This is a genomic window from Mesoterricola sp. JemC181 (assembly GCF_055384585.1).
In genome coordinates, this window is sequence record NZ_AP045076.1 from 3,291,604 (window position 1) to 3,315,895 (window position 24,292).

General features: G+C 69.6%; 26 protein-coding genes. 4 read left to right on the plus strand and 22 right to left on the minus strand.

Translation table 11 applies throughout. The features are described from left to right. Window positions 1-154: 154 nt before the first annotated feature. The 12 genes from mraY to ACZ5MC_RS14515 form a co-directional block, all read right to left on the minus strand. Window positions 155-1,243 (minus strand): phospho-N-acetylmuramoyl-pentapeptide-transferase, encoded by a 1,089-nt coding sequence (gene mraY, locus ACZ5MC_RS14460; protein ID WP_306601206.1) that lies wholly within the window; start codon window positions 1,241-1,243, stop codon window positions 155-157. Continuing rightward, complete coding sequence (locus ACZ5MC_RS14465; protein WP_464516120.1) at window positions 1,240-2,607, minus strand: UDP-N-acetylmuramoyl-tripeptide--D-alanyl-D-alanine ligase; 1,368 nt, start codon at window positions 2,605-2,607, stop codon at window positions 1,240-1,242. The genes mraY and ACZ5MC_RS14465 overlap by 4 nt, the downstream gene beginning before the upstream one ends. Continuing rightward, window positions 2,604-4,082 (minus strand): UDP-N-acetylmuramoyl-L-alanyl-D-glutamate--2,6-diaminopimelate ligase, encoded by a 1,479-nt coding sequence (locus tag ACZ5MC_RS14470; RefSeq protein ID WP_464516121.1) that lies wholly within the window; start codon window positions 4,080-4,082, stop codon window positions 2,604-2,606. Before ACZ5MC_RS14470 ends, ACZ5MC_RS14465 begins: the two co-directional genes overlap by 4 nt. Next, entirely contained in the window at window positions 4,079-6,226 is a 2,148-nt protein-coding gene (locus ACZ5MC_RS14475; RefSeq protein WP_306601209.1) for a penicillin-binding transpeptidase domain-containing protein, read from the minus strand. Before ACZ5MC_RS14475 ends, ACZ5MC_RS14470 begins: the two co-directional genes overlap by 4 nt. Window positions 6,227-6,269: 43 nt before the next feature. After that, on the minus strand, window positions 6,270-6,647 hold the full coding sequence (locus ACZ5MC_RS14480; protein WP_306601210.1) for a hypothetical protein: 378 nt from the start codon (window positions 6,645-6,647) through the stop codon (window positions 6,270-6,272). Next, window positions 6,644-7,627: a 16S rRNA (cytosine(1402)-N(4))-methyltransferase RsmH gene (rsmH, locus tag ACZ5MC_RS14485; RefSeq protein WP_464516122.1), complete on the minus strand. Its 984-nt coding sequence runs from the start codon at window positions 7,625-7,627 to the stop codon at window positions 6,644-6,646. The genes ACZ5MC_RS14480 and rsmH overlap by 4 nt, the downstream gene beginning before the upstream one ends. Window positions 7,628-7,629: 2 nt before the next feature. After that, window positions 7,630-8,094 carry a division/cell wall cluster transcriptional repressor MraZ gene (locus ACZ5MC_RS14490; protein ID WP_306601212.1) on the minus strand — a complete coding sequence of 155 codons (465 nt, stop codon included), beginning with the start codon at window positions 8,092-8,094 and terminating at the stop codon, window positions 7,630-7,632. 753 nt (window positions 8,095-8,847) lie between these two features. After that, on the minus strand, window positions 8,848-9,423 hold the full coding sequence (epsC, locus tag ACZ5MC_RS14495; RefSeq protein WP_464516123.1) for a serine O-acetyltransferase EpsC: 576 nt from the start codon (window positions 9,421-9,423) through the stop codon (window positions 8,848-8,850). A gap of 10 nt (window positions 9,424-9,433) precedes the next feature. Then, the gene (locus ACZ5MC_RS14500; protein ID WP_464516124.1) at window positions 9,434-10,198 is read right to left on the minus strand and encodes an ABC transporter permease; all 765 of its coding nucleotides are present in this window, start codon (window positions 10,196-10,198) and stop codon (window positions 9,434-9,436) included. Further along, window positions 10,191-11,105, minus strand: coding sequence for an ABC transporter ATP-binding protein (locus tag ACZ5MC_RS14505; protein WP_464516125.1), 915 nt, complete (start codon window positions 11,103-11,105; stop codon window positions 10,191-10,193). The genes ACZ5MC_RS14500 and ACZ5MC_RS14505 overlap by 8 nt, the downstream gene beginning before the upstream one ends. A gap of 2 nt (window positions 11,106-11,107) precedes the next feature. After that, a complete protein-coding gene (gene gshAB, locus ACZ5MC_RS14510; RefSeq protein ID WP_464516126.1) occupies window positions 11,108-12,103 on the minus strand; it encodes a bifunctional glutamate--cysteine ligase GshA/glutathione synthetase GshB in 996 nt (331 codons plus the stop codon). Then, the gene (locus ACZ5MC_RS14515) at window positions 12,078-13,379 is read right to left on the minus strand and encodes a glutamate--cysteine ligase family protein (RefSeq protein ID WP_464516127.1); all 1,302 of its coding nucleotides are present in this window, start codon (window positions 13,377-13,379) and stop codon (window positions 12,078-12,080) included. Before ACZ5MC_RS14515 ends, gshAB begins: the two co-directional genes overlap by 26 nt. 89 nt (window positions 13,380-13,468) lie before the next feature. On the opposite strand from ACZ5MC_RS14515, the gene ACZ5MC_RS14520 reads away from it, so the two are divergent. Further along, on the plus strand, window positions 13,469-13,855 hold the full coding sequence (locus ACZ5MC_RS14520) for an ArsR/SmtB family transcription factor (RefSeq protein WP_464516128.1): 387 nt from the start codon (window positions 13,469-13,471) through the stop codon (window positions 13,853-13,855). Window positions 13,856-13,876: 21 nt separating this feature from the next. Here ACZ5MC_RS14520 and ACZ5MC_RS14525 read toward each other — a convergent pair whose 3' ends face one another. After that, entirely contained in the window at window positions 13,877-14,296 is a 420-nt protein-coding gene (locus tag ACZ5MC_RS14525) for a rhodanese-like domain-containing protein (protein ID WP_464516129.1), read from the minus strand. A gap of 52 nt (window positions 14,297-14,348) precedes the next feature. Between ACZ5MC_RS14525 and modA the strand changes: the two genes are divergently transcribed. From modA to ACZ5MC_RS14540, 3 genes are read left to right on the plus strand one after another with little or no spacing between them, the layout of a single operon-like run. Next, on the plus strand, window positions 14,349-15,158 hold the full coding sequence (gene modA, locus ACZ5MC_RS14530) for a molybdate ABC transporter substrate-binding protein (RefSeq protein WP_464516130.1): 810 nt from the start codon (window positions 14,349-14,351) through the stop codon (window positions 15,156-15,158). 2 nt (window positions 15,159-15,160) lie between these two features. Further along, a complete protein-coding gene (gene modB / locus ACZ5MC_RS14535) occupies window positions 15,161-15,826 on the plus strand; it encodes a molybdate ABC transporter permease subunit (RefSeq protein WP_464516131.1) in 666 nt (221 codons plus the stop codon). Further along, window positions 15,819-16,931 (plus strand): ABC transporter ATP-binding protein, encoded by a 1,113-nt coding sequence (locus ACZ5MC_RS14540; RefSeq protein ID WP_464516132.1) that lies wholly within the window; start codon window positions 15,819-15,821, stop codon window positions 16,929-16,931. The genes modB and ACZ5MC_RS14540 overlap by 8 nt, the downstream gene beginning before the upstream one ends. Window positions 16,932-17,090: 159 nt before the next feature. Here ACZ5MC_RS14540 and ACZ5MC_RS14545 read toward each other — a convergent pair whose 3' ends face one another. From ACZ5MC_RS14545 to ACZ5MC_RS14585, 9 genes are all read right to left on the minus strand, one after another. Continuing rightward, window positions 17,091-17,801 (minus strand): cytochrome c biogenesis CcdA family protein, encoded by a 711-nt coding sequence (locus ACZ5MC_RS14545; RefSeq protein WP_464516133.1) that lies wholly within the window; start codon window positions 17,799-17,801, stop codon window positions 17,091-17,093. Then, on the minus strand, window positions 17,798-18,178 hold the full coding sequence (locus ACZ5MC_RS14550) for a TlpA family protein disulfide reductase (protein WP_464516134.1): 381 nt from the start codon (window positions 18,176-18,178) through the stop codon (window positions 17,798-17,800). Before ACZ5MC_RS14550 ends, ACZ5MC_RS14545 begins: the two co-directional genes overlap by 4 nt. A gap of 32 nt (window positions 18,179-18,210) precedes the next feature. After that, the gene (locus tag ACZ5MC_RS14555) at window positions 18,211-18,444 is read right to left on the minus strand and encodes a thioredoxin family protein (RefSeq protein ID WP_464516135.1); all 234 of its coding nucleotides are present in this window, start codon (window positions 18,442-18,444) and stop codon (window positions 18,211-18,213) included. 10 nt (window positions 18,445-18,454) lie between these two features. Then, window positions 18,455-19,519 (minus strand): permease, encoded by a 1,065-nt coding sequence (locus ACZ5MC_RS14560; protein WP_306601229.1) that lies wholly within the window; start codon window positions 19,517-19,519, stop codon window positions 18,455-18,457. Beyond that, window positions 19,512-19,895, minus strand: a complete 384-nt coding sequence (locus ACZ5MC_RS14565) for an ArsR/SmtB family transcription factor (RefSeq protein ID WP_306601230.1) — start codon at window positions 19,893-19,895, stop codon at window positions 19,512-19,514. Before ACZ5MC_RS14565 ends, ACZ5MC_RS14560 begins: the two co-directional genes overlap by 8 nt. A 93-nt stretch (window positions 19,896-19,988) precedes the next feature. Further along, window positions 19,989-21,140, minus strand: a complete 1,152-nt coding sequence (locus tag ACZ5MC_RS14570) for a DUF4382 domain-containing protein (protein WP_306601231.1) — start codon at window positions 21,138-21,140, stop codon at window positions 19,989-19,991. Window positions 21,141-21,449: 309 nt separating this feature from the next. Continuing rightward, window positions 21,450-21,608, minus strand: coding sequence for a Sec-independent protein translocase subunit TatA/TatB (locus tag ACZ5MC_RS14575; protein WP_306601232.1), 159 nt, complete (start codon window positions 21,606-21,608; stop codon window positions 21,450-21,452). A 34-nt stretch (window positions 21,609-21,642) separates the two neighbouring features. Then, window positions 21,643-22,332: a cytochrome c3 family protein gene (locus tag ACZ5MC_RS14580; RefSeq protein ID WP_306601233.1), complete on the minus strand. Its 690-nt coding sequence runs from the start codon at window positions 22,330-22,332 to the stop codon at window positions 21,643-21,645. A gap of 62 nt (window positions 22,333-22,394) precedes the next feature. Then, on the minus strand, window positions 22,395-23,981 hold the full coding sequence (locus ACZ5MC_RS14585) for an FAD-dependent oxidoreductase (RefSeq protein WP_306601234.1): 1,587 nt from the start codon (window positions 23,979-23,981) through the stop codon (window positions 22,395-22,397). Between the last annotated feature and the right edge of the window lie 311 nt (window positions 23,982-24,292).

Genomic DNA, 24,292 nt, shown 5'->3' on the forward strand with positions numbered 1-24,292 from the left:
GACCCAAGAGACGGGTGGCTTGGAGACCCACCTGCATCCGAGGAAAACCCCGCAGGGCAGACGGAAGGGTGACGGTCGAAAAGTTACGCATTCAGTTTCGATTGTCAACATTGACAAACGAAAACGATCCCCTATCGTGCCGCTTTTCCCCGGGCTACCGCAGCTTCAGCGAGCTCAGCGCCAGCATGCAGCAGACGATGGCCGTGATCCAGAGCCGGATCACCACCTTGGTCTCCTTCAGCCCGCCCAGCTCCATGTGGTGGTGGAAGGGGGCCATGCGGAAGATGCGCTTGCCGCCGCGCAACTTGAAGCTGCCCACCTGGAGGATCACGCTGAAGGCCTCCAGCACGAACAGGCCGCCGGCGATGACCAGGAGCAGCTCCTGCTTGATCATGATCGCCACGGTGCCCAGCGCCCCGCCCAGGGCCAGGGAGCCGGTGTCGCCCATGAAGACCTCGGCCGGGTGCGCGTTGAACCACAGGAAGCCCAGGGAGGCGCCGCTCATGGCCCCCAGGAACACCGCCAGCTCGCCGCCGCCGGGGACGAAGGGGACGATGAGGTACTGGGCCATCTTCGCGTTTCCGGCCACGTAGGCGAGGATCGCGAAGGTCGCGGCGACGATGAGGGTGCCGCCGATGGCCAGCCCGTCCAGGCCGTCCGTGAGGTTCACCGCATTGCTCGTGCCCACCACCACCAGGCAGATCCAGGGCACCAGGAACATGCCCACGTCGGGCCGGAACTTCTTGAAGAACGGCACGGAGAGCTGGCTGGTGTTGGTGCCCCGGAGGTTGAAGTGGAGGATGAGCCAGGACACCACGAGGGTGATGGCCACCAGCAGCAGCATCTTCTGCCAGCTGCGCAGGCCCAGGTTCTGCTTGCGCAGGAGCTTCTTCGTGTCGTCGATGGCGCCCACCGCGCAGAAGCCGACCAGGGACACCAGGGCCACCCAGATGACCCCGCTGCGCAATTCGCACCACAGGAGCGTCGACACCAGGATGGCGCCCACGATGAGCAGGCCGCCCATGGTGGGCGTGCCGGCCTTGGCCTGGTGCGTGTCCGGGCTGTCCTCGAGGATGTGCTGGCCCATCTTCAGGCGGGTCAGGGTGCGGATCACCCAGGGGCCGACGAGGATGGAGAGGAGCATGGCCGTGCCCGCGGCCATGGCGGCCCGGAACGTGATGTAGCGGAAGACGGAGAAGCCGGGGACGGCGTCGCGGAAGGGGAAGAGGAGCCAGTGGATCATGGTTTTCCGGGAGAGAAGGTTTCGAGAAGCCAGTCGACGGCCCGTTCCGAACGCCAGAACCGGCTGCCTTTGACGAGGATGCGCGCGCCTGCCGGGATGGAGGCGAGGCCTCCGGCGTCGTCGCGCAGGGTTTCGAAGTCGGGGAAGGCCCGCGCGCCGGGCCCGAAGCCCGCGGCCAGGGCCGCGGCGTGGTCGCCGTAGACGAGCACCCGGCTGAAGCCCAGGGCCCGCAGGCCCTCGCCGGTGTCCCGGTGCACGGCCGCGGCCCCCTGCCCCAGCTCGCGCATGCAGCCCAGCACCGCGACGGCGTCCCCCCCGTCAAGGGTCAGTAGGGCCTCGCCGCAGGCCAGGACGGATTCCTGGATGGCGTTGTAGCTCTCGTCGAGAAGCCAGCCGCCGCCCTTCAGGGCGTGGAGCCGGCCCCGGCCGGGACCCGCGTCCACCTCGCCCATGGCCGAGGCCACGGCCTCGGGAGCGTACCCTGCCAGGATGGCCAGGGACCCGGCCAGAGCTGCGTTGCGCACGTGATGGGAGCCCCGCAGGCGCAGGCGCACCGGCACGGTCCCCCCGGGGAAGCGCAGCACGAACCGTTCCCCCTGGAGGCCCAGGGACGCCTCGTCCTGCCACCCGAAGGCGCTGCCGCGGCCCACGGGCACGGCCTTGGCGCGGGCCCAGGGCTGCATGGCCACCCAGCGGCACCAGCTGTCGCCGGCCAGGTGCACCCACTGGCCGCCGGGCCTGAGCCCCGCCACCAGCTCGCCCTTGGCGCGGGCGATGCCCTCCTGGCCGTCCACGAAGTTCTCCATGTGCACCTGGCCGATGTTGGTGACCAGCCCCAGGTCGGGGGGCGCGATCTCGGTGAGGCGGCGGATCTCGCCGGGCGTGCTCATGCCCATCTCCAGGACCACGGCGGAGGTGTCCTCGGGCAGGGTGGCCAGGGCCTCGGGCAGGCCCAGGGTGTTGTTGCGGTTGCCGGGGGTCTTCCAGGCGCCGGTGGCCGCGGCCAGGAGCTCCTTGGTGCCGGTCTTGCCCACGGAGCCGGTGATGCCGAACACGTGCGGGGGGCGGAAGGCCTCGAGGCGCGCCTGGCCCCACCGCTGCAGGGCGGCCAGGGTGTCGGTTACCAGGAGCTGGGGCACGTCGACAGCCAGCTCGTGGTCGGCCATGACCGAGCCCGCCCCCGCTTCCACGGCCTGCTGGGCGAAATCGTGGCCGTCCCGCTGGCCCCGGATGGCCACGAAGCAGCTGCCGGGCGCGAGGGTGCGGGTGTCCATGGAGAGGGCCACGGGCGTGGCCCCCCCGTCGCCCAGGAGGGTGCCGCCCACGCGGGCGCTCACTTCGGAGAGGTTCCAGAGGCCGCTCACTGTGTCACCGCCCAGGGGCGGGGCACCGTCCCGCCGCGGAGGACGGTCTCGACGGCGCCGCGGTCGCTGTAGGGGTGCTTGGTGCCGCGGATGTCCTGGTAGGGCTCGTGGCCCTTGCCGGCCAGGAGCAGCAGGTCCCCGGGGCGGCAGGCCGCGAGGGCCTGGGTGACCGCCAGGGCCCGGTCCGCCACGCGGTGGTAGCGTTCGGGGTTGGCGCGAAGCGCCTCGGGGATGCCCAGGGCCGCGTCGTCCAGGATCCGCTCGGGGTCCTCCCCGCGGGTGTTGTCGGAGGTGTGCCACAGGACGTCGGCGACCCCCGCCACGGCCGCGGCCATGAGGGGGCGCTTGGTGCGGTCCCGGTCCCCGCCGCAGCCGAAGAGCACGTGGAGGCGGCCGCCTTCGGGCAGGAGCCGGCGGCCTTCCGTGAGGAGCTTTTCCAGCGCGTCGGGCGTGTGGGCGTAGTCAACCATGACCCCGAAGGGCTGGCCGCAGTCCACCCGGTCCAGGCGCCCGGGGGCGCCGGTGAGGCCGGCCACCGCGGGCAGCAGGGCCGCGGGGGCGAAGCCCGCCTCCGCCAGCGCCGCCAGGGCCGCCAGCAGGTTGTAGGCGTTGAACCGCCCCAGGAGCGGGCTGCGCACGTCGAAGGCGCCCCGGGGGGTGGCGAGCCGGAACGAGGTGCCCGTTGGGGTGAGGACGAGGTCCTCGGCGCGGTAGCTGCCGGGACCCTCGATGGCGTAGCCCAGGACCCCGGGCCGCTCCAGGAGCCGCCTTCCGTAGGGGTCGTCGGCGTTGGCCAGGCCGGCGCCGCACTGCGCGAAGAGCCGGGCCTTGGCCTCGAAGTAGGTCTCCATGTCCCCGTGGAAGTCCAGGTGGTCCTGGGTGAGGTTGGTGAACAGGCCCACCTTGAACCGCGCGCCCTCCACCCGGTCCAGCATGAGGCTGTGGCTGGAGACCTCCACCGCCGACGCGGCGTCCCCGGCCTCCACGGAGCGCCGCAGCCACCGGTAGAAGGCGGGGCTCTCGGGCGTGGTGCGGGTGGCCTCCTCCTCCAGGGCGCCGGCGGCGTTGAGCACCGTTCCCACCAGGCCGCAGCCCAGGCCCGAGCCCAGGAGCAGCTGGCGGATGAGGGTGGTGGTGGTGGTCTTGCCGTTGGTGCCGGTGACGCCGATGAGGGCCAGGGCCAGGTCGGGCCGGCCGTAGAGGCGCCGGGCCAGGTGGGCCATGGTGCGCCGGCCCTGCCCGAGGCGCGCGAAGGGCACGGGAACGTCCAGGTCCCGGTCCGCGAGAATGGCGCAGGCGCCCTGGGCGAGGGCCGCGGGCACGAAGTCCGCGCCGTCCCGCACGCCGCCCTTCAGGGCGACGAAGGCCCACCCCGGGGCGGCCTCGCGGCTGTCGCAGGTGACGTGGGCCACCTCGGCGTCGAGCGCACCGCCTGCGAATACGTCCTGGTCCCGCATCCAATCGCTGAACTTCATGGGCTCCTCGGCTTGATCTTCACTGCGCCGCCGGGTTCCAGGGCCGTCCCCGGGGCGGGATCCTGGCCCTCCACGCGGAAGGCCCTGCCGCCGCTGTCGCCCAGGCCTTCCAGTTTCGGAACGCCCCCGGCCATGACCACCCGGTGGATGGCGGACTTGAGGGTGAGGCCCTTGAGGTCGGGCACCTTGCCGATCTCCACGTGGACCACCGCCTCGTCGTTCTCGCTCACGGGCCAGTCCCGCAGGCCCAGCTTGAGGTCGGCCTCCTGCCCCGAGTCGGGCAGGGAGAGGCGGTAGCGCATCACGGCGTCGCCGATCTTCTTGAAGAGCGGCGCGGCCACGTCGCCGCCGGTGGTGTCCCCGGCGGGGTCGTCCAGCATGAAGAGCATGCCGTACTGGGGCTTGTCGGCCGGGAAGAACCCCAGGAAGGACGCGTAGTGGCGTCGCATGTCGTACTGCCCGTTGACGAGCTTGCGGGAGGTGCCGGTCTTGCCGAAGGCCTCGACGTTCCCGTCGAGCCGGGCCAGCTTGCCGGTGCCGCTGGTGATGACGCCCTTGAGGGCCTCGCGCATCATCGCCGAGGTCTCCTCGCTGAGCACCTGCTCCTTGACCTTGGGCTTGAACTCCTGGAGGAGGTTGCCCTGGTCGTTGAAGATCTTCTGGATGAGGAACGGCTGCATGAGCTTGCCGCCGTTGGCCAGCACGCACCCGGCCATGAGCACCTGGAGGGGCGAGGCCGACAGGCCGTAGCCGTAGCTCATGGTGAGCTGGGTGGTGCGGCTCCAGCGGTCAGGGGCCTGGAGGCGCCCGGCGGTCTCCCCCGGGAAGTTGAGGCCGGTGGTCTCGCCGAAGCCGAACTTGCGGAGGTACTGGAAGTGGACGGTGGGGTCCAGGCGCAGGCCGATCTTGGCCGCGCCGATGTTGGAGCTCTGCCAGAGCACCGCCTCGAAGGGGATGGTGCCGTGGCTGTGGGTGTCGGTGACGACCTTGTCGGCGTACTTCCACTTCCCAGCCTCGCAGGCGATCATCTCGCCCAGGTGCACCTTGTGCTCCTCCAGGGCCATGGCCGCGGTGAAGATCTTCATGGTGGAGCCGGGCTCGTAGCTGTCCTCCACCGGGTGCACCTTGCGCGCGGCCTTCTGGCGGTCCATCTCGCGCCGGTACTCCTCCTTCTCCGCCGCGCTCCACTCCGATTCGGAGCGGTTCAGGAACCTCTTGGGCATGATGTGGTTGGGGTCGAAGGTGGGCGTGCCGGCCATGGCCAGGATCTCGCCGGTCTGGGGGTCCACCACCACGGCGTAGGCGGTGGCGGGGTGGCTGCGCCTGACGCCCTCCTCCAGGGCCTCCTCCACGATGTGCTGGATGGTGGAGTCGATGGTGAGCTGGAGGGTGGACCCGTTCACGGGGATCTTGGCGTAGTTCTCCTGCATGATGAGGAGCCGGCCCTTGGCGTCCCTGGGCGCGATGAGCTCGCCGGGCTTGCCCGCGAGCTGCTCGTCGAAGGTGCGCTCGATGCCCAGCTGGCCCACGCCGTCGATGTTGATGAACCCGACGATCTGGCACGCCAGGCTCCCCCGGGGGTAGTGGCGCTTGCTCTCGGGGAGGAAATCCACGCCGTCGATCTTCAGGGCCTTGATGGCCGCGACCTTGCCCGCGGGAAGCTGGCGCTCGATCCACACGAAGGGCTTCTTGCGCAGGAGCCGCTCCAGGACGGCGGCGCGGGACATCTCCAGGATGGGCGCCAGCTGGGCGGCGGCCTTCTGGGCGCTCTGCCGGTCAGGTTCCCCCCAGTTCCGCTCGGTGTCCCCCTTCCCGGCCCGGAAGTCGGGGTAGAACGATGGCGGGTTGGCGAAAAGGCTCTCCACCTTCAGGGAGATGGCCAGGGACCCGCCCCGGCGGTCCCGCAGTTCGCCCCGGATGGGCGCGATGGGCACCACCGTGGTGTGCTGGCGCTCGGCCCGGAGCCGGTAGTAGGTGTGCTGGACGGCCTGCAGCCAGATGAGGCGCAGGGTGATCATCACGATCCACAGGAGGGACCCCCCCAGGATCCAGGGCAGCCTGGCGGCCACGAGATCCGAGGCCTCGGGCCTCCCCAGGAGGCGCCGGGGCGAGGGAGAGCCGCTGAGGATGCCGCCGATCGCCAATGAGAACCACTTTCACGCCCCGGATGGGCGAATTCCAATCTTACTAGAGTCCAACCTGCCCCGGTGGCAGCAGCTTGGCCAGCCTCTGGTCCTCCTTGGTGAAGACCGTGGGGATCAGGTGGCTCTGTTTGTGGGGCACGAGGCCGGTCTTGGCGGCGAAGGCCTGGACCTCCTCGTCCCGCTGGAAGCGGCTCCGCTCCAGGAGCAGGGTCCGCCGGGCCTCCTCCTCCCTGTGGATCTTCTCCCGGATCTCGCTCATCTCGTAGCTCATGCGGGTGTGCTGGATCTTGAGGTAGGCCATGGACGCCAGGGGCATGGCCAGGGCGAACACCAGGAGGAGCATGCGGAGCACGCCCTCGCCCTCCACCTGGCGGGGGGCATGGGAAAGGGTCTGGCGCGGGTCGAACCGTTTTCCGTTCATCGCGGGTTCCTCGTGGATTCGGAATCGGAGAGCCGTTCCCCGATCCGCAGGCGCGCGGAGCGGGAAGGTGGGTTGGCGGCGCATTCGGCCTCGGTGGGCTTGAGGCCGCCGGCGTGCACCAGCTTGATGAGCCTGGGGAGGACGACGGGGGAGGTGCGCCCCGGGCCGTCGTAGACGCCCGCGAGGCGGCGCAGGGTCTGCTTGGCGATGCGGTCCTCGAGGCTGTGGAAGGAGATGACGCCGATGCGGCCCCCGGGCTTCAGGAAGGACACGGCCTTTTCGAGCGTCGCCGCCAGGCGCCCCAGCTCGCCGTTGACGGCGATGCGGATGGCCTGGAAGGTGCGCGTGGCGGGGTCGATCTGCTTCTTCTTGCGGGCCACGTCCCGGGGCAGGACCTTGTAGATGGCCTGGGCCAGGTCGAAGGTCGAGTGGAGCCGGCCGTCGTGGAAGGCCCGGAGGATGTTCCGGGCGATGGGCCGCGAGGCCCGCTCCTCGCCGTAGGCGTAGAGCGCGTCGGCCAGGGACTCGTCCGTCTGCTCGGCGAGCCACTGGAGGGCGGTCTCCCCGGATTCCGGGTCCATGCGCATGTCCAGGGGGCCTTCCTCCATGAAGCTGAAGCCCCGCCGGGGGTCCCGCAGCTGGAGGGTGGACACGCCCAGGTCCAGGAGGACGGCGTCGAGGCCGCCGGGGGCCTGGAGGTGCTGCCAGGCCTGGAAGGACGGGTGGTCCCACACGTCCTCGTGGGTGTCGGCGAGGATGGTGAGCCGGGCGTCGGAACCCAGGCGGGCCCTGGCCCGCTCCCGTGCCTCGGGGTCGCGGTCCACGCCCAGGTAGCGGGTGTCGGCGTCGCACCGGGCCAGGATGGCCTCGGCGTGGCCGCCCAGGCCCAGGGTGAGGTCGAGCACGCGGCCGCCGGCCGGGACCGGGAGGTTCTCCAGCACTTCGGCAAGCAGGACGGGGATGTGGACGACGGGTTCCATGGTCAGATCCCCAGGTCCGCGAGGGCCGCGAGGTCCTCGGTGGTGAGGGGGTCGGCCACGAGCCGGCCGGCAAAGGCCTCCTTGTTCCAGATGGCCAGGTGGTCCATCTGGCCGAGGATGGCCACTTCGCCCACGAGGCTCGCGGCCTCGCGGAGGGTGGGCGGGATGACGAAGCGCCCCTGGGCGTCGGGCTCCACTTCGGAGCCGTAGTACGCCGTCACTTCCAGGAACCGCCGCTTGGCGGGGTTGGTGCCGGGCACCGACGCCAGCCTGGCTTCGATGGCCTCCCACACGGGCAGGGGGTAGAGCCGGGCCCCCTTGCCGTCCAGGGAGGTGAGGTACGCGCGCAGGCCGGGCTCGCCTTCGCTCTTGGCGAAGACGTCCAGGTCGGCCTTGAAGGTGGTGGGCAGCTTGAGACGGCCCTTTTCGTCCACGGTGGCCGGTGCATTTCCGCGAAGTCGCAGCACCGGTGTCGCCTTTCAACAACATTCAAAGATTGCAGGGGAGAGGGAGGGAATGCCACAAATTGCCACTTCAACCCAATTTGTTCCGTTTAATTCCACTCCCAAGTTTAGAAATGGTTTGTTATGGAACAAGCCGGAAGTAAAACGAAAATACCGGGGCGACTCTCGTGGAATCCGAAAGAAGCCCCCTGTTTATTACGCTTTTTGGGCAAAGGGCCCCAGGCCCCGGCGAAAATTCGGCGAGCAGACCTAGCCTGGCCCTGAATAATTTCCTTCGGGAATGCGAAATGCGGCTCGAAAAACAGACGGTCGCTCTGCCAAGCGACCATGGACCTCCGGGTCCTCCGGCAGACCGGGAGGGAGGCGCCTGAAGGAGGAAGCCCTCAGGCGCGGCCCACCCTGCCACGGCCCGACCCATTGGTTTGCCGGGGCGCGGCCCCTCCGCCTGGATCGCTCCTTGAGAGGGGTGACGCCTTCGACGAGTCTGCCGGGTCGAGGTGCGGGGATGCTGTGACCCAGCGCCTCTTCGGGATCCCTGCGGCCCGGCGTCTGATCCATTCCCCAGAGGATTCCGGGCGGATGGGCAGTGGACCCCATTGCCGGTTTCCCTTGAAAAAGCTGAAACGCTGGGGCGCTGAGGTCTTGCAGAGGCGCCGGGAACGGACAAGGAGGGGAGGTCGAGGCCGGGGGTTTTCCACAAGGGCCTGGCCTTCCTCCCCTTCGCATGGACGGAGGGTCACCGCGCAGGGGGCCGGTTCAAACGATGCGCGCGGGCGCCCCCACCGCCGTCCTGCCCGGGGGCACGGAGGTGAGGACCACGGCCTGGGCCCCGATCCGGGCCCCGTCACCGAGGGTCACGGGGCCGAGCACCTTCGCCCCCGCCCCCACCATGACCCCATTCCCCAGCCGGGGATGGCGGCGGCCGGGCCTGGCATCCACACCTCCCAGGGTCACGCCGTGGTACAGCAGGACATCCTCTCCGACGATGGCCGTCTCGCCGATGACGACGCCCATGCCGTGGTCGATGAACAGCCCGCGCCCGATCACGGCGCCGGGGTGGATCTCGATGCCCGTCAGGAAGCGCGCCGCCTGGCTCAGGAGCCGGGGCACGAAGGGCAGCCCCAGCCGGTGCAGGGGGTGGGCGACGCGGTGGAGCAGCATGGCCCAAAAGGAGGCGTAGAGGACGATCTCCAGCGCCTTCAGGGCGCCCCCGCGCAGCGCGGGATCCCGGCGCCAGATGGCCGCGGCGTCGGAGAAGAAGTACGGCAGCCTGCGCAGGGCCGTTGCTTCGGCCTGGGACGGGAGTTCACAGCATGCGGCGGCGTGGGTCATGGCAAGCTCCTTATTCGATCTTCATGCCTTTGTGGGCCCCCACGGCCCAGATGGCCAGGGCGACGGACCCCGTGGAGAAGGCCGCGCCCAGCAGCAAGGTGACGGGCTCCGGCCCGCCGGTCCCCAGGAAGAGCCCCCTGCCCTGCCCCACCAGGGCGGCCAGCGGGTTGTACCGGGCGATGAGGTCCAGCCAGGGCGAGGTGCCGGCGGCCTGGAACACGCCCGCCAGGAACATGGCCGGCGTCAGGACGAGGGCCACGAGGAAGTTGGTCTTCTCGAAGGAATCCAGGTAGAGGCCTGCTACGATGCCGCCGGAGGCGGCCACGAAGGCGGTGCCGGCCAGGAAGGCCCAGAAGAGGGCCGCGTGCTGCAGGTGGTAGCCCGCGAACAGGCCCGCCGCGGCGAAGGTCATGACGCCCACCAGGAAGCCCCGCAGGGCTCCGGCCAGGGCGAAGGCGGCGAACTTCGAAGCGGTGGAAAGCGGGTACTGGCTCAGGTCCTGGAGGGTGTTCTGGTACTTCATGGCCACCAGGGAGAACAGGGGATTCTGGAAGGCCGACAGGAAGGTCCCCATGAGCACGAGCCCCGGCACCAGGAACCGGAGGTAGGGCCCGCCCCCGGGGCCGCTGCTCCGCGAGGCCATGAGTCCGCCGAAGATGCTGAGGAACAGCAGGTTGGAAAGGAACGGGGCGAAAAGGGTCTGCACGGCCAGCTTCAGGTAGCGCATCACCTCCCGCAGGAAGAGGGTCCGGAACGCGATCCACGGGCTAAACAAGGGCGGCCTCCTTCCGGGTGAGCTTCATGAAGACGTCCTCCAGCCGGGGCCGCAGGATCTGGAAGGAGTCCACCAGCGGCGAGGCCTCCGCGAGGGCCGCCAGCACCGGCTCCCGGGCGGACCTGGGGAACACCACCCGCAGGCCGGCGCCGGCCTCGGCGGCCATGCCCCGGCCTTCGAACAGGCTCCGGACCTGGGACTCCGCCTCCGTGCGCATGTCGAGGGTGAGGAAGTCCCCGGCCATGCCCAGGAAGGCGTCCCGGGCCTCGTCGGCCACGATCCGGCCCTCGTCCAGCACCACGATCCGGCCGCAGAGCTCCTCGGCCTCCTCCAGGTAGTGGGTGGTGAGCAGGATGGTCAGGCCTTCCGCGTTCAGTTCGCGCAGGAAGCCGTACAGGTCGTGCCGGAGGTTCAGGTCCACCCCGGCGGTGGGCTCGTCCAGGAGGAGGAGGCGCGGCCGGTGCACCAGGGCCCGGGCGATCATGAGGCGCCGCTGCATGCCCCCCGAGAGGCTCCGCACCTTCTCCTTGCGTTTGGATGCCAGGGAAAGGCGCTCCAGCAGGAAATCCAGCCGGGCCGGGTCGGCCCGCAGGCCGTAGAAGCCCATTTCCATGCGCAGGATCTCCTCGACCGTGAAGACGTAGTCGAAGCGGATCTCCTGGGGCACGATGCCGATGAGGGTGCGCAGCGCGGGGTCGGACGCGTCCAGGGTCCTGCCCGCGATCCGCGCGGTGCCGCGGTCCTGCTCGCAGCGCCCGGAGAGGATGTTGATGAGCGTCGATTTGCCCGCGCCGTTGGGCCCCAGGAGGGCCAGGAAGGCGCCGGGCTCCACGCCCAGGTCCACGGCGTCCAGGGCAGGCCTGAGGGCGCCGCGGTAGGTCTTGGTGAGGCCTTCGAGGGTCAGCATGGTCACAGCTCCAGGAAGTCCAGGACGTGCCGCTCCACGCGCCGGTTCTCGCCCTCGAACGGGAAGTCGTGGATGTGCAGGGCCGGGTTGAAGTTCAGCTCGATGACGCCGTAGGTGGCGGCGGAAGGTTCGCGCTCCACGTCCTCGATCAGCATGTCCACCCCGCAGATGCGGGCCCCCACGGCCGCGGCCGCGGCCACGGCCAGTTCCGAGTAGCCGGGATGGATCCGGTCCGTGAAATCCAGGCTGTCGCCGCCGGTGCTGATGTTGGAATTGGGCCGGAGCTCGACTTCGCGGCCCGCTTCGGGCACGGACGCGAACGTGAGCCCGGCGAGGCGCAGGTGCGCCGCCTCCTCGGGGCCCGTGCGGAGCTTCTCCAGGGGACTCCGGTAGCCCTTGCCGCGCAGGGGGTCCTCGTTCTTCTGCGCGATCAGCTCCGCGATGGAATGCCGGCCGTCGCCCAGGACCCGCGCCGGCACGCGGTGCAGGATGGCCCGCACCGCGTCCCCGATCACCAGGAAGCGGAATTCCCGCCCCGGGATCAGCTCCTCCACGAGGATCGTGCCGTCGGCCGCCAGGGCCGTCTCCACCGCCTTCAGGTATTCGGCTTCGGACACGGGCGCCGGCAGCATGGAGACGCCGATCCCGAAGTTGGTGGTGTTGGGCTTCACCACCGTGCCCCGGGACCGCCACCGCGGGAAGCCGGCCCCGGCGGCCTCCAGGCTGGCGTAGTCCCCGCCTTCCGGAACCCGGATCCCCGCCTCGGCGAGAAGGAGCTTGGTGACCTTCTTGTTCTCCATGATCAGCGGGCTCACGTAGGAGTCCGCCGAGGTGCGGGTGGCCTGGCGGAGGTACTCCACCCGCCCCGCGCCCCGGATGCGGATGAAATTGGACGGCGCGTCCAGCACCTCCACCGCGTGGCCCCGCGCCTGGGCCTCCCTGATCACGAGCTGGGTGGAGAGTTCCAGTTCCTCATACCCCGGCGTAGTCCAGTGCATGGCTCACTCCTTTCGGAAATTGATTCGCGATGTGCAGGCCGAAGGCCGTCCAGTCCATCCCCGAGGCCTCGAACAGCGCCGCGAGCCGGGCCGAGGGCAGAAGGGAGGGCCTGGCCACCCGGGCCCGGTAGCCGTCCAGGGCCCGGAGGTTGCGGCCCCCGGGCTCCAGGCCGTCCAGCGCCAGGGCCCAGCGTTCGAGTTCATCCAGGCGGGTTCCCAGGCCCCCCGCGAGGGCCGGGTCCAGGGCGCGGGGATCCATGCGCGCGGCCCGGGCGGCCCGGTCCAGGTCCTCCCCCAGCACGGCCGTGGGCCGGGGCTCCGTGGGCCGCGCCAGGCCGTCCAGGATGAAGAGGTGCATCAGCCGGAGGCCGTCCTCCGAAACGCCCGTGGGCGTGAAGGGATCCACGTCCAGGAACCGCAGCTCCAGGTAGCCGGCCCCCCGGCGGGACAGGGCCTGGAGCCCCGACTCCCCGGCCAGGGCTGCCTGGCGCAGGCGGATGGGCGCGTAGAATTCCTTCTCCGTCTGGAAGACGTTGCCGTTGAGCTGCAGGACCCGCCCGTCCCGCACCAGGCCCAGGGCCGTGAATTCCGGGGAGACGGTCCCCAGGCCCCGGCGGATCCCGTCGAGGTAGGCCTTCGTGGACGTGAGGTCCAGGAACGGCAGGAACCCGGCCCGGGCGTAGCCGCGCGGTCCGTTGCGATGGGAGACGGCCAGGGGTCCGCCCTCGGCCGTCACCGGGGAGGCCCCGAAGAGGATGGAGAACCAGGCCAGGTCCCCGTACAGGTTCCGGGCCAGCCGGAGCTGGAAGCTGTCCTCGCCTGCGCCCAGCGGGGCGTGCCCGGCGAGCCAGCCTTCCATGGCCGGACCGAAGGACGTGTTGAGATGCACCCCGCTGATCATCTGCCGCGCCTTGCCGTGGCGCAGGGCCAGCCCTTGGCGATACAGGACGGCCCGCCGGCCCAGGGCGGCCACGGGGATGCCGGCGTCCTCCGGGAGCCGCGGGGGCATGCTGAAGGGCCAGAGGCGCTCAGGATGGACCGCCGCCCGGGCCTCCCGGGTCAGGCCTTCCAGCTCCTCCATCACCCGGCCGATGGACGGGAGCGGGTCCGTGACGATCTCCAGCATGGTTTCGGCGAAGTCCCGGGTGAACGGGCCCGGCCGGAGGGCCGCGGGGTGGGGCTCGGGGCTGAGCCGGCCGTCCGGAAGCATGCGGTGGGTCTCCCGTTCCACACCCCAGCGGAAGTCCAGGTAGGGCATTTCCTCGTGTCGGGTCATGGCGAAGGTCTCCACGGACAAATATGTCAACTTTTTTTGACATGTCAAGAAAAGTTGAAATGACCCCATTCCGACCTATGATTCTAGGCATGGACGAACTCGTCACCATCGCGGCCGCCCTGGGGGACCCCCTCCGGCTCAAGGTCCTGGACCTGCTGGCTGCGGGCCGCTCCACCCCCTGCTGCTCACCCGAGCACCCGGACGCACCCGTCTGGGTGTGCGCCTGCGACCTCGCGGCCGAGCTGGGCGGGCTGGCCCATTCCAAGCTGGCGTACCATCTCGGCCAGCTCCGGGCCGCCGGCCTTGTCCGGGAGCAGCGCAAGGGCAAGTGGGTCTATTACGCCATCAACGAGGACGCGCTCGCGGCCTTCACCCGGAACCTGTTCACCCGGTGGGGCGCGGACCGGACCAAGGCCGGTCCGGGCGGGGAAGACGGATGCCCGGCCGCGGTTTGCCGTCCGGCTCTGAAAACTTGACCAGAGGCCTGCCGGGGCGGTCTAGTTCCGCGGCTTCAAGACACAGGGGCAGGCCCCGTAGAGGAGGGCCGCAGGATCGGTGGCCAGGGGCAGCCCCGCGTCATCCCAGGCGAGCATGCCCCCATTGAGACAGGCGATGCGCTCGATCCCGGCCGCCCGCAGGGTGGCCGCCGCGGCCTTGGTGTAGACGCCCGAGGAATCCGCCAGGATCAGCAGGCGGTCCCGGGGGATCCCGGCGAGGTTGCCGGCCAGGTCGGAATGGCAGATGTGAATCTGCTCGGGGACGTCGAAGGCCTTCATGGCCACCAGCTCATCCATGCGCAGGTCCACCAGGAGGGCCCCCCGCCTGAGCGCCTCCAGGGCTTCCCTGGGCACCAGGAACCGAAGGCCCTGGATGACCATTCCTGCCTGGGCGGCGTCCTTAGGATCCGGGGTTTCCATCCCTCGATTCTACCGTTACCCGATTCCGGCCACCCTACCCTATCCTGGGTCCATGCACGAAGTTCCATCCAGGAATGGCCGGCGGGCTTTCTACGGCGCCCTGCTTCTCTTGACCCTGCTGTTCGCCGGGTGTCACCGCTCCAGGCTCGAGGCCCCCCCCACCATCGCCGCGGCGGCGGACCTCCAGTTCGCCCTGGAGGAGATCGCGGACCGGTTCAAGCACGACACCGGGCGGACCGTCCGCCTGTCTTTCGGGAGCTCCGGCAATGCCGCCCGGCAGATTGAACAGGGAGCCCCGTTCCAGCTTTTCCTCTCGGCGGACGAGGCCTTCGTCCGGCTTCTGGCCCAATCCGGGCGGACCCTCGACGAAGGCACCCTCTATGCGACCGGACGGATCGGGGTCTTCGTGCCGGCGGGCTCGCCCCTCAAGGCGGACGGGACCCTTCAGGACCTGCGGGCCGCGCTCGTGGGGGCCCGGGTTCAATCCTTCGCCATCGCCAATCCCCAGCATGCCCCCTACGGGAAACGGGCCCAGGAGGCGCTGGAGAAGGCCGGGCTCTGGGACGCCATCCAGCCCAGGCTCGTCCTGGGGGAGAATGTCGTCCAGGCTGCCCAGTTCGCCGTGTCCGGCAACGCCCAGGGCAGCATCATCGCGTACTCCCTGGCCAGCTCCCCGGCCTTCGCCGGCAAGGGCCGGTTCGACCTCATCCCTGAATCCTTCCACCAGCCCCTGCGCCAGCGCATGGTGCTCCTCCGGGGGGCGGGGGCCACCGCCCGCGCCTTCCATGCGTACCTCCAGCAACCGGCGGCCCGCGCCATCCTGCGGCGCTACGGCTTCCTGCTGCCCGGCGAGCGGGGTTGACCATGGACTGGACCGCCCTGGGGCTCTCTCTGCGACTGGCGGCCTGGACCGTGGCCCTCCTGCTGCCCGTGGGCGTGCTCCTGGGGCGGTTCCTCGCCCGGGCCCGCTTCCGCGGCAAGAGCCTTGTGGAAGCGGCCGTGGCCCTGCCCCTGGTGCTGCCTCCGACGGTGCTGGGCTACTACCTGCTGGTGTCCTTCGGCGCCAGGAGCCCCCTGGGCTCGCTCTACGCCTCGCTGGCCGGCAGGACCCTGGCCTTCTCCTTCGAGGGCCTCCTTCTGGCTTCGGTGCTCTTCAACCTGCCTTTCGCGATCCAGCCCATGCAGCGGGCCTTCGCGGCCATTCCAAGGTCCGTCCTGGAGGCCGCCGACTGCTGCGGCCTCTCGCCCTGGCGCCGATTTCGGCGCATCGAGCTGCCGCTGGCCTGGCCGGGGATCCTGAGCGCCCTGGTGGTGACCTTCGCCCACACCCTGGGGGAGTTCGGGGTCGTGCTCATGGTCGGCGGCAACATCCCCGGGGAGACCCGGACCGTCGCGATCGCCATCTACGACCGGACGCAGGCCTTCGACCCGGCCGGCGCGGGGGCGATGGCGCTGGCGCTCCTGCTGATCTCCATGGGCGCCATCGCCCTCTCGTATGCCACCACCCGCGGCCGGGACACCCATGTCTGAACCGGGGCTGCACGTCCGGGCCGACCAGGCCGGCCCCATCCCGCTGGCGGCGGAGTTCCACTGCGCCCCGGGCGAGATCCTCGCCCTGGTCGGGCCGTCCGGGGCGGGCAAGTCGACCCTGCTGCGGGCCGTGGCGGGCCTCGTCCGGCCGGCCCACGGCCGCGTCTCGGTGGGCGCGGAGACCTGGTACGACAGCGCCGCCGGCATCTGGGTCCCCACCCGCCGCCGGCGCGTGGGGTTCGTGTTCCAGGACTACGCGCTCTTTCCCCACCTCACGGCCCTGGAGAACGTCCTGGAGGCCACGGGCGGGGCCGACCGCGAGGCCCAGGCGCGGCACTGGCTGGACCGGGTCCATCTCCAGGGACTGGAAGCCCGCAGGCCCAGCCGCATGTCCGGGGGCCAGCAGCAGCGGGTCGCCATGGCCCGGGCCCTGGCCCGGCAACCGGAAGTTCTCCTCATGGATGAGCCCTTCTCGGCGGTGGACCGCGTCACCCGCGAGAAGCTCTACCTGGAACTGGCCACCCTCCTGCGGGGCCTCGCCATTCCCATGGTCCTGGTGACCCACGACCTGGATGAGGCGGCGATGCTGGCCTCCCGCATGGTGGTGCTCTCCAAGGGGCGGACCCTGCAGACAGGCACCCCGGAGGAGGTCATGGGAGCGCCCCGCTCCGTGGAGGTGGCCCGCCTGCTGGGCAACCGGAACATCCTGCCGGCGGTCGTGAAGGCGGTCAACCTTGAAAAGGGCAGCCTGGTCCTGGACTGGATCGGACTCGACCTGATGGCCGCGGCCGGACCCGGGTTTGTCGTGGGGCAGCCCGTCACGTGGGTCATCACCCCCGGGGACGTGGTGTTCCGCCGTCCCGGCTACCCGGAGGACCGCCCCGCCCATACCTATGTCAATGGCCGCATCGCCACGCTGCTGCGCCATGGCGACCTGGTCCGGGCCGTCCTGGAGGTCCAGGCCCCCGCCACCGGCCACCTGCAGTTCTCCACCTCCCGCCATCTGGCCGAACGGGGCGGCCTCGCGCCCGGAGTCGAGGCCCGGATTGCGCTCCCCGCCGGACGAATCCGGGTATTTCCCGGGGACCCCGGTCCTATGCCTTGATCTTGGCCGCTACGGCCTCGGCCACCCGGGCGATCACGGCCTCGTCGATGAGGGTGCTGCCCTTTTCGACCCCGAACTGGGTCAGCTCCAGGGGCGTGCAGGGAAGGTCGAACCGCTCGAACTGCTTGCGTCCGCAGGCGGTGGGACAGCCGTCCAGTATCAGCTGGCGGCCTTCGCCTGCCAGGCCAGGACCAGGACCCAGGCGGAGCAGCCCACCAGCAGGAGCCCCATGACCCTCGGGAGCCATCGCCCCATGACCTTGGAGAAATGGCTCTCGGCATACTTGCTGGCCCAGCCGGAGGATGCGCCTGCCAGGAAGAGCAGGAGCACGTGGCCCACCGCGTACACGAAGAGCAGCACGCCCCCCCATAGGATCTTCTTCTGGAGGGCGACGATGGTGAGCACCGCGGCGAGGGCGGGCGTGGCGCAGGGGGCGGAAAGGGTCCCGGTCAGGGCGCCCATGATGAAGGCTCCGACAAGCCCGGCTCCCTGGAAGCGGACCAGGAAGCCATGGGAGGGGGTGGGCAGGCTGAAGGCGCCCAGCAGGTGAAGGCCCACGACCAGGAGGATCAGGCCGAGTAAGGCTTTCCATCCCCATCCGATGTCGCCCAGGAGCGAGCCGGTCAGGGCCGCGACCAGGCCCAGGGCGGTGAAGGCCGCCGCCAGGCCGAGCACGAAGGCCCCTGAGAGGATCATGGGATGGTGCCGCCCCTCCTTGGTTCCTCCCGTGAAGCCCACCACGAGGGGGGCCGCCACGAGCACGCAGGGATTCATGGAGGTGAGCAATCCGCCGAGGAAGACGATTCCCAGCTGCTTGGCCGCAGAGGCCTGGGCCATCATCTCGGCGAGGTTCTGGAGCCACTCGGTCATTTCAGGCCGGCCTTGGCGAGCGCAGCCTGGAATTCGGCCTTCTCCCAGAAGCCGACGTGCCTGGCCACCTCCCGGCCCGAGGCATCGAAGATGACCTGGGTGGGCATGGCCATGATCTGGAAGGCCCGGGCTTCCTTGATGTGCTCGGTCACGTAGAAGTTCCGGATCTGGGCGCGGTTTCCATAGTGCTGCTGGAGCTCGGCGAGGATGGGCTGCATCTTCTTGCAGGGGATGCAGGTGGGCCCGCCGAACTCGACGACGGTCCAGGTGCCGGATTTGAGGACCTGGGTGAGGCCGGCCGGGTCCAGGGCGGGAACCTGGGCGGAAAGGGCTGCGGAGGCAGCGAAAACGAAGGCGCTGAGGCGCGGAAGGGACATGGTACCTCCAGTTGTCGAATCGTCAGGGGCGGTCAGATCTTGATCAGGTCAAGGATTTCAGTGGAACTGGCCACCTTGCCCTGGAACTTGAGCTGCCCGTCGATGGCCAGGGCAGGCGTGCTGAGGATGCCCCGGGCGGCCATGACCGCGTAGTCGGAGACCTTCACCACGGCGTGGTCCCCGCCGGACTGCTCCACGGCGGCCTTGGTGTTCTTGAGCAGGGTCTCGCACTTGGCGCAGCCGGGCCCGAAGACTTCGATGAGCATGGGATCTCCTTCAGAGAATGGCGTTAAACAGATAACCGACCAGGAGGATGCCCGCCGCGACCACCCCCACGAACGCACCGATGAGGCGGGGCCGCATGACCCGGCGCAGGATGACCGTTTCGGGCAGGGAAAGGCCGATGACGGCCATCATGAAGGCCAGGGTGGACCCCAGGGCCGCGCCCTTGCCCAGCAGGGCCTCCACGATGGGCATCACGCCCGCCGCGTTGGAATAGAGCGGCACCCCGATGGCCACGGCCAGGGGCACGCTGTACCACGACTTCCGCCCCAGGAGGCTCGCCATGAAGGCCTCGGGCACGAAGCCGTGGATGAAGGCCCCCACCAGGATGCCCACCAGGATGTACAGCCAGACCTTGCCGACGATGTCCTTGACGCCCTGCACGGCCTGGCCGATGCGCGCGGCAAGGGAGGGCCGCTCCTCCCCGGCATCCGCCAGGGCCGGCGCCTTGAGGGCTTCCTGCACCCACCCTTCCAGGTGGCGCTCCATGTTCATGCGCCCCAGCACGAGGCCCGCGAAGAAGGCGATGGCCACCCCCGTGCCGGCGTAGAGCAGGGCGATCTTCCAGCCGAACATCGCGAAGAGCATCCCCAGGGCCACCTCGTTGACCATGGGCGCGGCCACCAGGAAGCTGAACGTCACGCCCAGCGGGACGCCCGCCTTGAGGAAGCCGATGAACAGGGGCACCGCAGAGCAGGAGCAGAACGGGGTGACGATGCCGAACAGGGAGGCCATGGCGTTGCCGAGGCCCGGATTCCGCCGGGACAGCGCGTCGCGCACCCTCCCCGGGCTGATGAACGTCTGCAGGAAGGTGACGATGAAGACGATCAGGGTGAGCAGCAGCAGGACCTTCGGCGTGTCGTAGAAGAAGAACGCCACCGCCTCGCCCAGGTGGGACCTGGGCGCCAGGCCAAGCAGGGAGAAGGCGATCACCTCCGAAAGCCGGTGGATGACCGCGTAGAGCAGGATCCAGGCCGGAAGGGCCAGCAGGATCCAGCCTCCCCTGCGCAGGAACGACGGCGCCGGTTCCGGCCTGGCGCCCCCACAGCATTCAGACATGGGTCGCCTCGTCCATCCCGGCCAGCTGCTTGCGGCAGACGTCCTGGACCGGGATCCCCTTCACGGCCGCGACGCGGGCGCGGTCCAGGTTCGCCTCGGGCAACGACGACGCTTCACGAAGGAGGATTTCAAGAAGAGGTGGGGCCGGTTCCGGGCACGAGACGAAAACCCACCGCCCTTCCTTCCGCTCCGTCACGAACCCGGCCCTGCGCAGCTCCCGCAAGGCCTCGGAAACCGAGGACGCGGGCACCGAAAGCGTCTCCGCCACCTGGCACACGCACAACTCCCCCGCGCCCACCAGGGCCAGAACCCGCAGGCGCAAAGGGTGGGAAACGGCCTTCAGCCTGTCCACCAGCGAACGGAGATCCTCTGCCATGCCTTGCTTCCTTTCCGATGCCGCCCCTCCCGTCCGTCCGAAGGGGATGGGGTTAATATACACACATCGGAAATTATCGAAATATATATTTGCCTAGAAGGCGACCGTGGCCGCCGTCGTGGCGCCTGCCGTCACGGTGGCGGCGACGGGCACGGCGACGGCAACCGTCGTGGAACCGTCCCCGGCCGTGGTCGTCCGGTTACCCACCAGGCTGTAGGTGCCCGCCGGCAGGGACCCGAAGGTGAAAGTCTCGGTCGCACCCACGACGGCCATGTCCCGGTCCAGGATGAACGTGTGGGTGGCGCCGCCGGGGGTCGAGGCTAAGGTGGCCAGCAGGTCGATGCCGTCCGACTGGCTCGCGGTGGCCAGGGGCGTCACGGTGCCGTTCAGGGTGCCCACGCCGGCCGTGGCCGTGAAGGCGGCGCTGAAGGTGAAGGTGGGCGTGGCGCTGGTGAGGCTGAAGCCGTCGCTGGCCTTGGGCCCGTAGAACGTCCCGGGGGCGGGCAGGCTGACCACGTAGTAGGTGCCGCCCACCGGCAGGAGATCGAGGGTGTAGGCGCCGGTGGCGCCGGTCGTGGCGCTCCGGACGATGGACGGCTTCCCGGCTCCATCCAGGACCTCGGCGAAAACGGGCACGCCGGCCAGGGCCGACCCGTCCGCCTGGTCCGTGAGGATTCCGGTGATGGAACCCGTGACGGCCTTCTCGTAGGCGAAGCAGGTGGGGCGCAGCAGGTACTTGCCGGACGCCCCCGCGCCCACGACCTGGACGGAGTGGGCGGCGTCGAAATCGATCCAGATGTCGGCGGTGGTTCCGGCCTGGACGACGAACGGCCCGATCAGTTTGATGCCCGTCTGGGCACCGGAGGGGACGGTGAGGGCGTGGGTCGTGCCGTCCTTGAGCACTACCGAGTTCCCGGTGGAACCCAGGATGAGCCGCATCTGGCCGTAGGAGCCGGGGTCCAGGGCCACGCCCCTCAGCAGGCTCCGGCTCACCCCGCCCGTGAGGGTGAGGAGGTCGACCGGGGTGCCTCCCACCGTGCCCAGGGTCATCCAGGACCCGCCGTCCCGGCTGATCTCGACGGACTGGATGCTGAGGAGGATGGAGGTGTAGGCCGTTGTTGGGCCGTCGACCAGGGTGACGTTCATGGCGGAGGACCGGGGGGCCGGGGTGCCCGAACCGGACCCCCCGCAACCGAGCAGGCCTGCGAGGCCCAGGACGACGGGGAGAACATGGATGGATCGCATCGTGGATCTCCTGAAAAGCGCGTGGATTGGAAAGGAAACGCCAGGGGCGGCGGACGGGGTCCCCGGAGCCGATCCTCCGGGACCCGTTCGGCCCTCAAGATCCGTACCAATGCGTCCTTCGGGACTTTACGAAGGCATTCGCGTCATTTCGACCCGGCCGGACGAGCGCCGCGGGCCTGAATGGGCCCAGGGCCGAACAAGCCGGGAGGGGGCCGGGAACCCGGCATCCACACCGGGAGGTCGACCCGATCGGGCAAAGCCACGGCCACCTTGCGGTGGCCGTGGCGATGAATAGGTAGGTTCGAAAGGTCAGTCCTTCAGCCCAGCCGTCAGTTCCTTGCTGGCCTTCTTGAACTCCTGGATCCCCTTGCCCAGGGACTTGCCCAGTTCGGGCAGCTTGCTGGGCCCGAAGAAGATCAGCAGACAGGCGCCGATCAGGAGGATTTCAGTCATTCCGAGATTGCCCATGGTTCACTCCAGTCTGTTCGGATGGTCGTGCCACTCACTTGTCGAAAGGGATGACGAGGGTGGTCTTGGGGTGGCAGTCCTTGCAGAGGACCACCGATTTCTGGTGCCCGAAATGGCACGCGGTGCAGGAGATCTCCCCGTAGTGGGATTTGTGGGGATTCAGGCCGTGGGCTTCCCTGGGCTTGGTCTTCTCCGCAAGGGCCTCGTAGGAGCCGTGGCAGGCCAGGCACCGGTCGTTCGCAACTTCGTCCCCCTTGAGGGGGAAGGCAGGACCGTGGCACCCCGAGCAGGAGACCAGCTTGGCGGCATGCTGGCCCGAAAGGAACGCCGCGGCGCCCGGGACCGGCATGAGCTCCCGGGTCCGTGCGAAATCGCCCGCGTTCGGCTTGCCCAGGTTCCGCTTGCCGCCCTTGACGGTGAAGGACCGGCCCGGCTTGAAGTCGTGGCAGGCGGAACACGGCACGCCGCTTTCCGGGGCCGCGTGTCCGCGGTGGATCCTGACGCCGAACGCGTTCTTTCCCGCGGCCGGGGCGGGCTTGCCGTGACAGGGGAGGCACTCGGCGATCGCCTTGCCCTTGACGGCCGGGTGCGCCTCCCCCAGCAGGCTCTTGAAATCGGGGTGGCAGGCGGTGCAACCCGCAGGAGCCTTCGCCGGGGCCGCGCCCAGCCCCCCGGCGAACGCCAGGAGCAGGGCCATCACCCCGTATTCGAAAAATCGTCTCATCGGGTGGTTCCTCCGGGGCCGCGGCCCCCGGTTGAACGGGGACCGCGGCGGTGGCGTATCCGTCAGATCTTCTCGGCCGCGGCCTTGAGGCCCGCGATGCGTCCGAACACCGTCGCGTCGGGCGTCGCATTGCCGCCCAGCCGGTTGGCGCCGTGCAGGCCGCCGGTGATCTCGCCGGCCGCATAGAGATGCGGGATCGGCTTGCCCCAGATATCGAGCACCTGGGTCTCCTTGTTGACGCGCAGGCCGCCCATGGTGTGGTGGACGGCGGGCCACTGCGCGATCGCGTAGTACGGGCCCTGCTCCTGGGAGACCATCACGCTGGTGATGTTCTTGCCGAACTCGGGGTCCTTCTTGTCCTTGAGGTAGGAGTCGTGCTTGCGCATGGTCTCGGTGAGCACGGCCGGGTCGAGCCCGATCTTGGTTGCCAGCTCGGCGATGGTGGCGGCCCGGACGAAGCGGCCCGCGGCGACGGCCTTGTTGGCCTCCTCCATCGTGCCCATCTTGGGGATCATCGCCTCGTTGAAGATGGAGAAGGTCTTCTTGCCGCCGGTGGCCATCTCCGCCCGGGCGACCACGTCGCGGCGCTCCTGCTCGTTGACGAAGCGCACGCCCTTCTCGTTCACGTAGACGATGCCGTAGCCGGGCCCGCGGAAGGGGTACACGGCGGGGGCGTCCAGGATGCCCGTTTCGGGATCGGCGAAGGGATAGAGCTGGATGAAGGCCATGTGGAGGGTGTCGGCCCCGACGGCCTGGGCGTAGCGGATCATCTCGCCGGTGGCGCCCTTGTGGTTGGTGCAGTTGTACCCTGCGGTCAGGGTCGGGTTGTAGATCGTGCGCATCGGGACGTCGTGGCCGAAGCCGCCCGAGGCGAGCACCACGGCCTTGCGCGCGCGGATGTTGACGGGGCCGCGGCCGGTCTCGAGCTCGACGCCCAGCACGGGGCTGTCGACGTCCTTGCGCCAGAGCCAGCTCACCTTCGCCTTCAGGCGCATCTTGGCGCCGCGCTTCTCGGCGATCTTGCGCAGCGCCTCGGTGAAGCCCTTGCCGACGCCTTCGATGCAGGTGTGGGTGCGGTACTGGCTATGGCCACCGGTGCGGTTGAGGATCTGGCGGAGCTGCAGGCCGCCCTCGTCGATCATCCAGTCCAGGGCCTTGGGGGCCTCGGCCGCGAGGATCTCGACCAGCTCGGGGCTGCCGAAGAAGTCGCCGCCCTTGAGGGTGTCGGCCTTGTGGATCTCCTGGCTGTCGACGCCGAGCTTGAAGTTCTCCCGCATCTTCAGCTTGTCGGTCCAGGCGTTGTATTCGCCGCCGTTGATGATGGAGTTGCCCCCGTAGACGGGCATCTTCTCCAGGATGATGACGGTGCTGCCCTTGCCGGCGGCTTCGGCCGCGGCGGCGAGGCCCGCGAATCCGGAGCCGATGACGACCACGTCGTAGCTCTCGTCCCACTTGGTGGGCAGCTTCTTCTTGGCGGGGGGCGCGTCGGGCGCGGGCGCGGCGCCGAGGTTGAGCGCGAAGGTCCCCGCCGTGGCCGCCAGGCCCACCGCGAGCGAAGTCCTGAGGAAGCCTCTGCGATCGGAGCCCTGGGCTTCGCCCAGGCCGTCGTCCTGGTTCCCCCTGGCCTCGAGGTTGTCTGGGTTCTTCATGTCGTTCCCCTTTCCTGGTTATGGTGTTTGCCGTGCAGGGCGAGGCCCATGCGGCCAGGCCCCGCGGCAACCTCAGTGGTAGATGAATACCCTATGGATTAATTCCACAGTAGGCCCCCCGCCCGAAACCCTCAAAGGTGAGAAAGCGGGGCAATTTCGGGTAGGGCCGCCTACCCGATTGGCAACGGAAAACCAAATCCGCATTGGCTTTACCTTCGCCCCGGAACCGTCCTGGAGCGGGTATACCCGACTCGCCGTTGACAAGACCTTGGCACAGGACAATGATCGGATCATCCCGAAACGAGAACGGC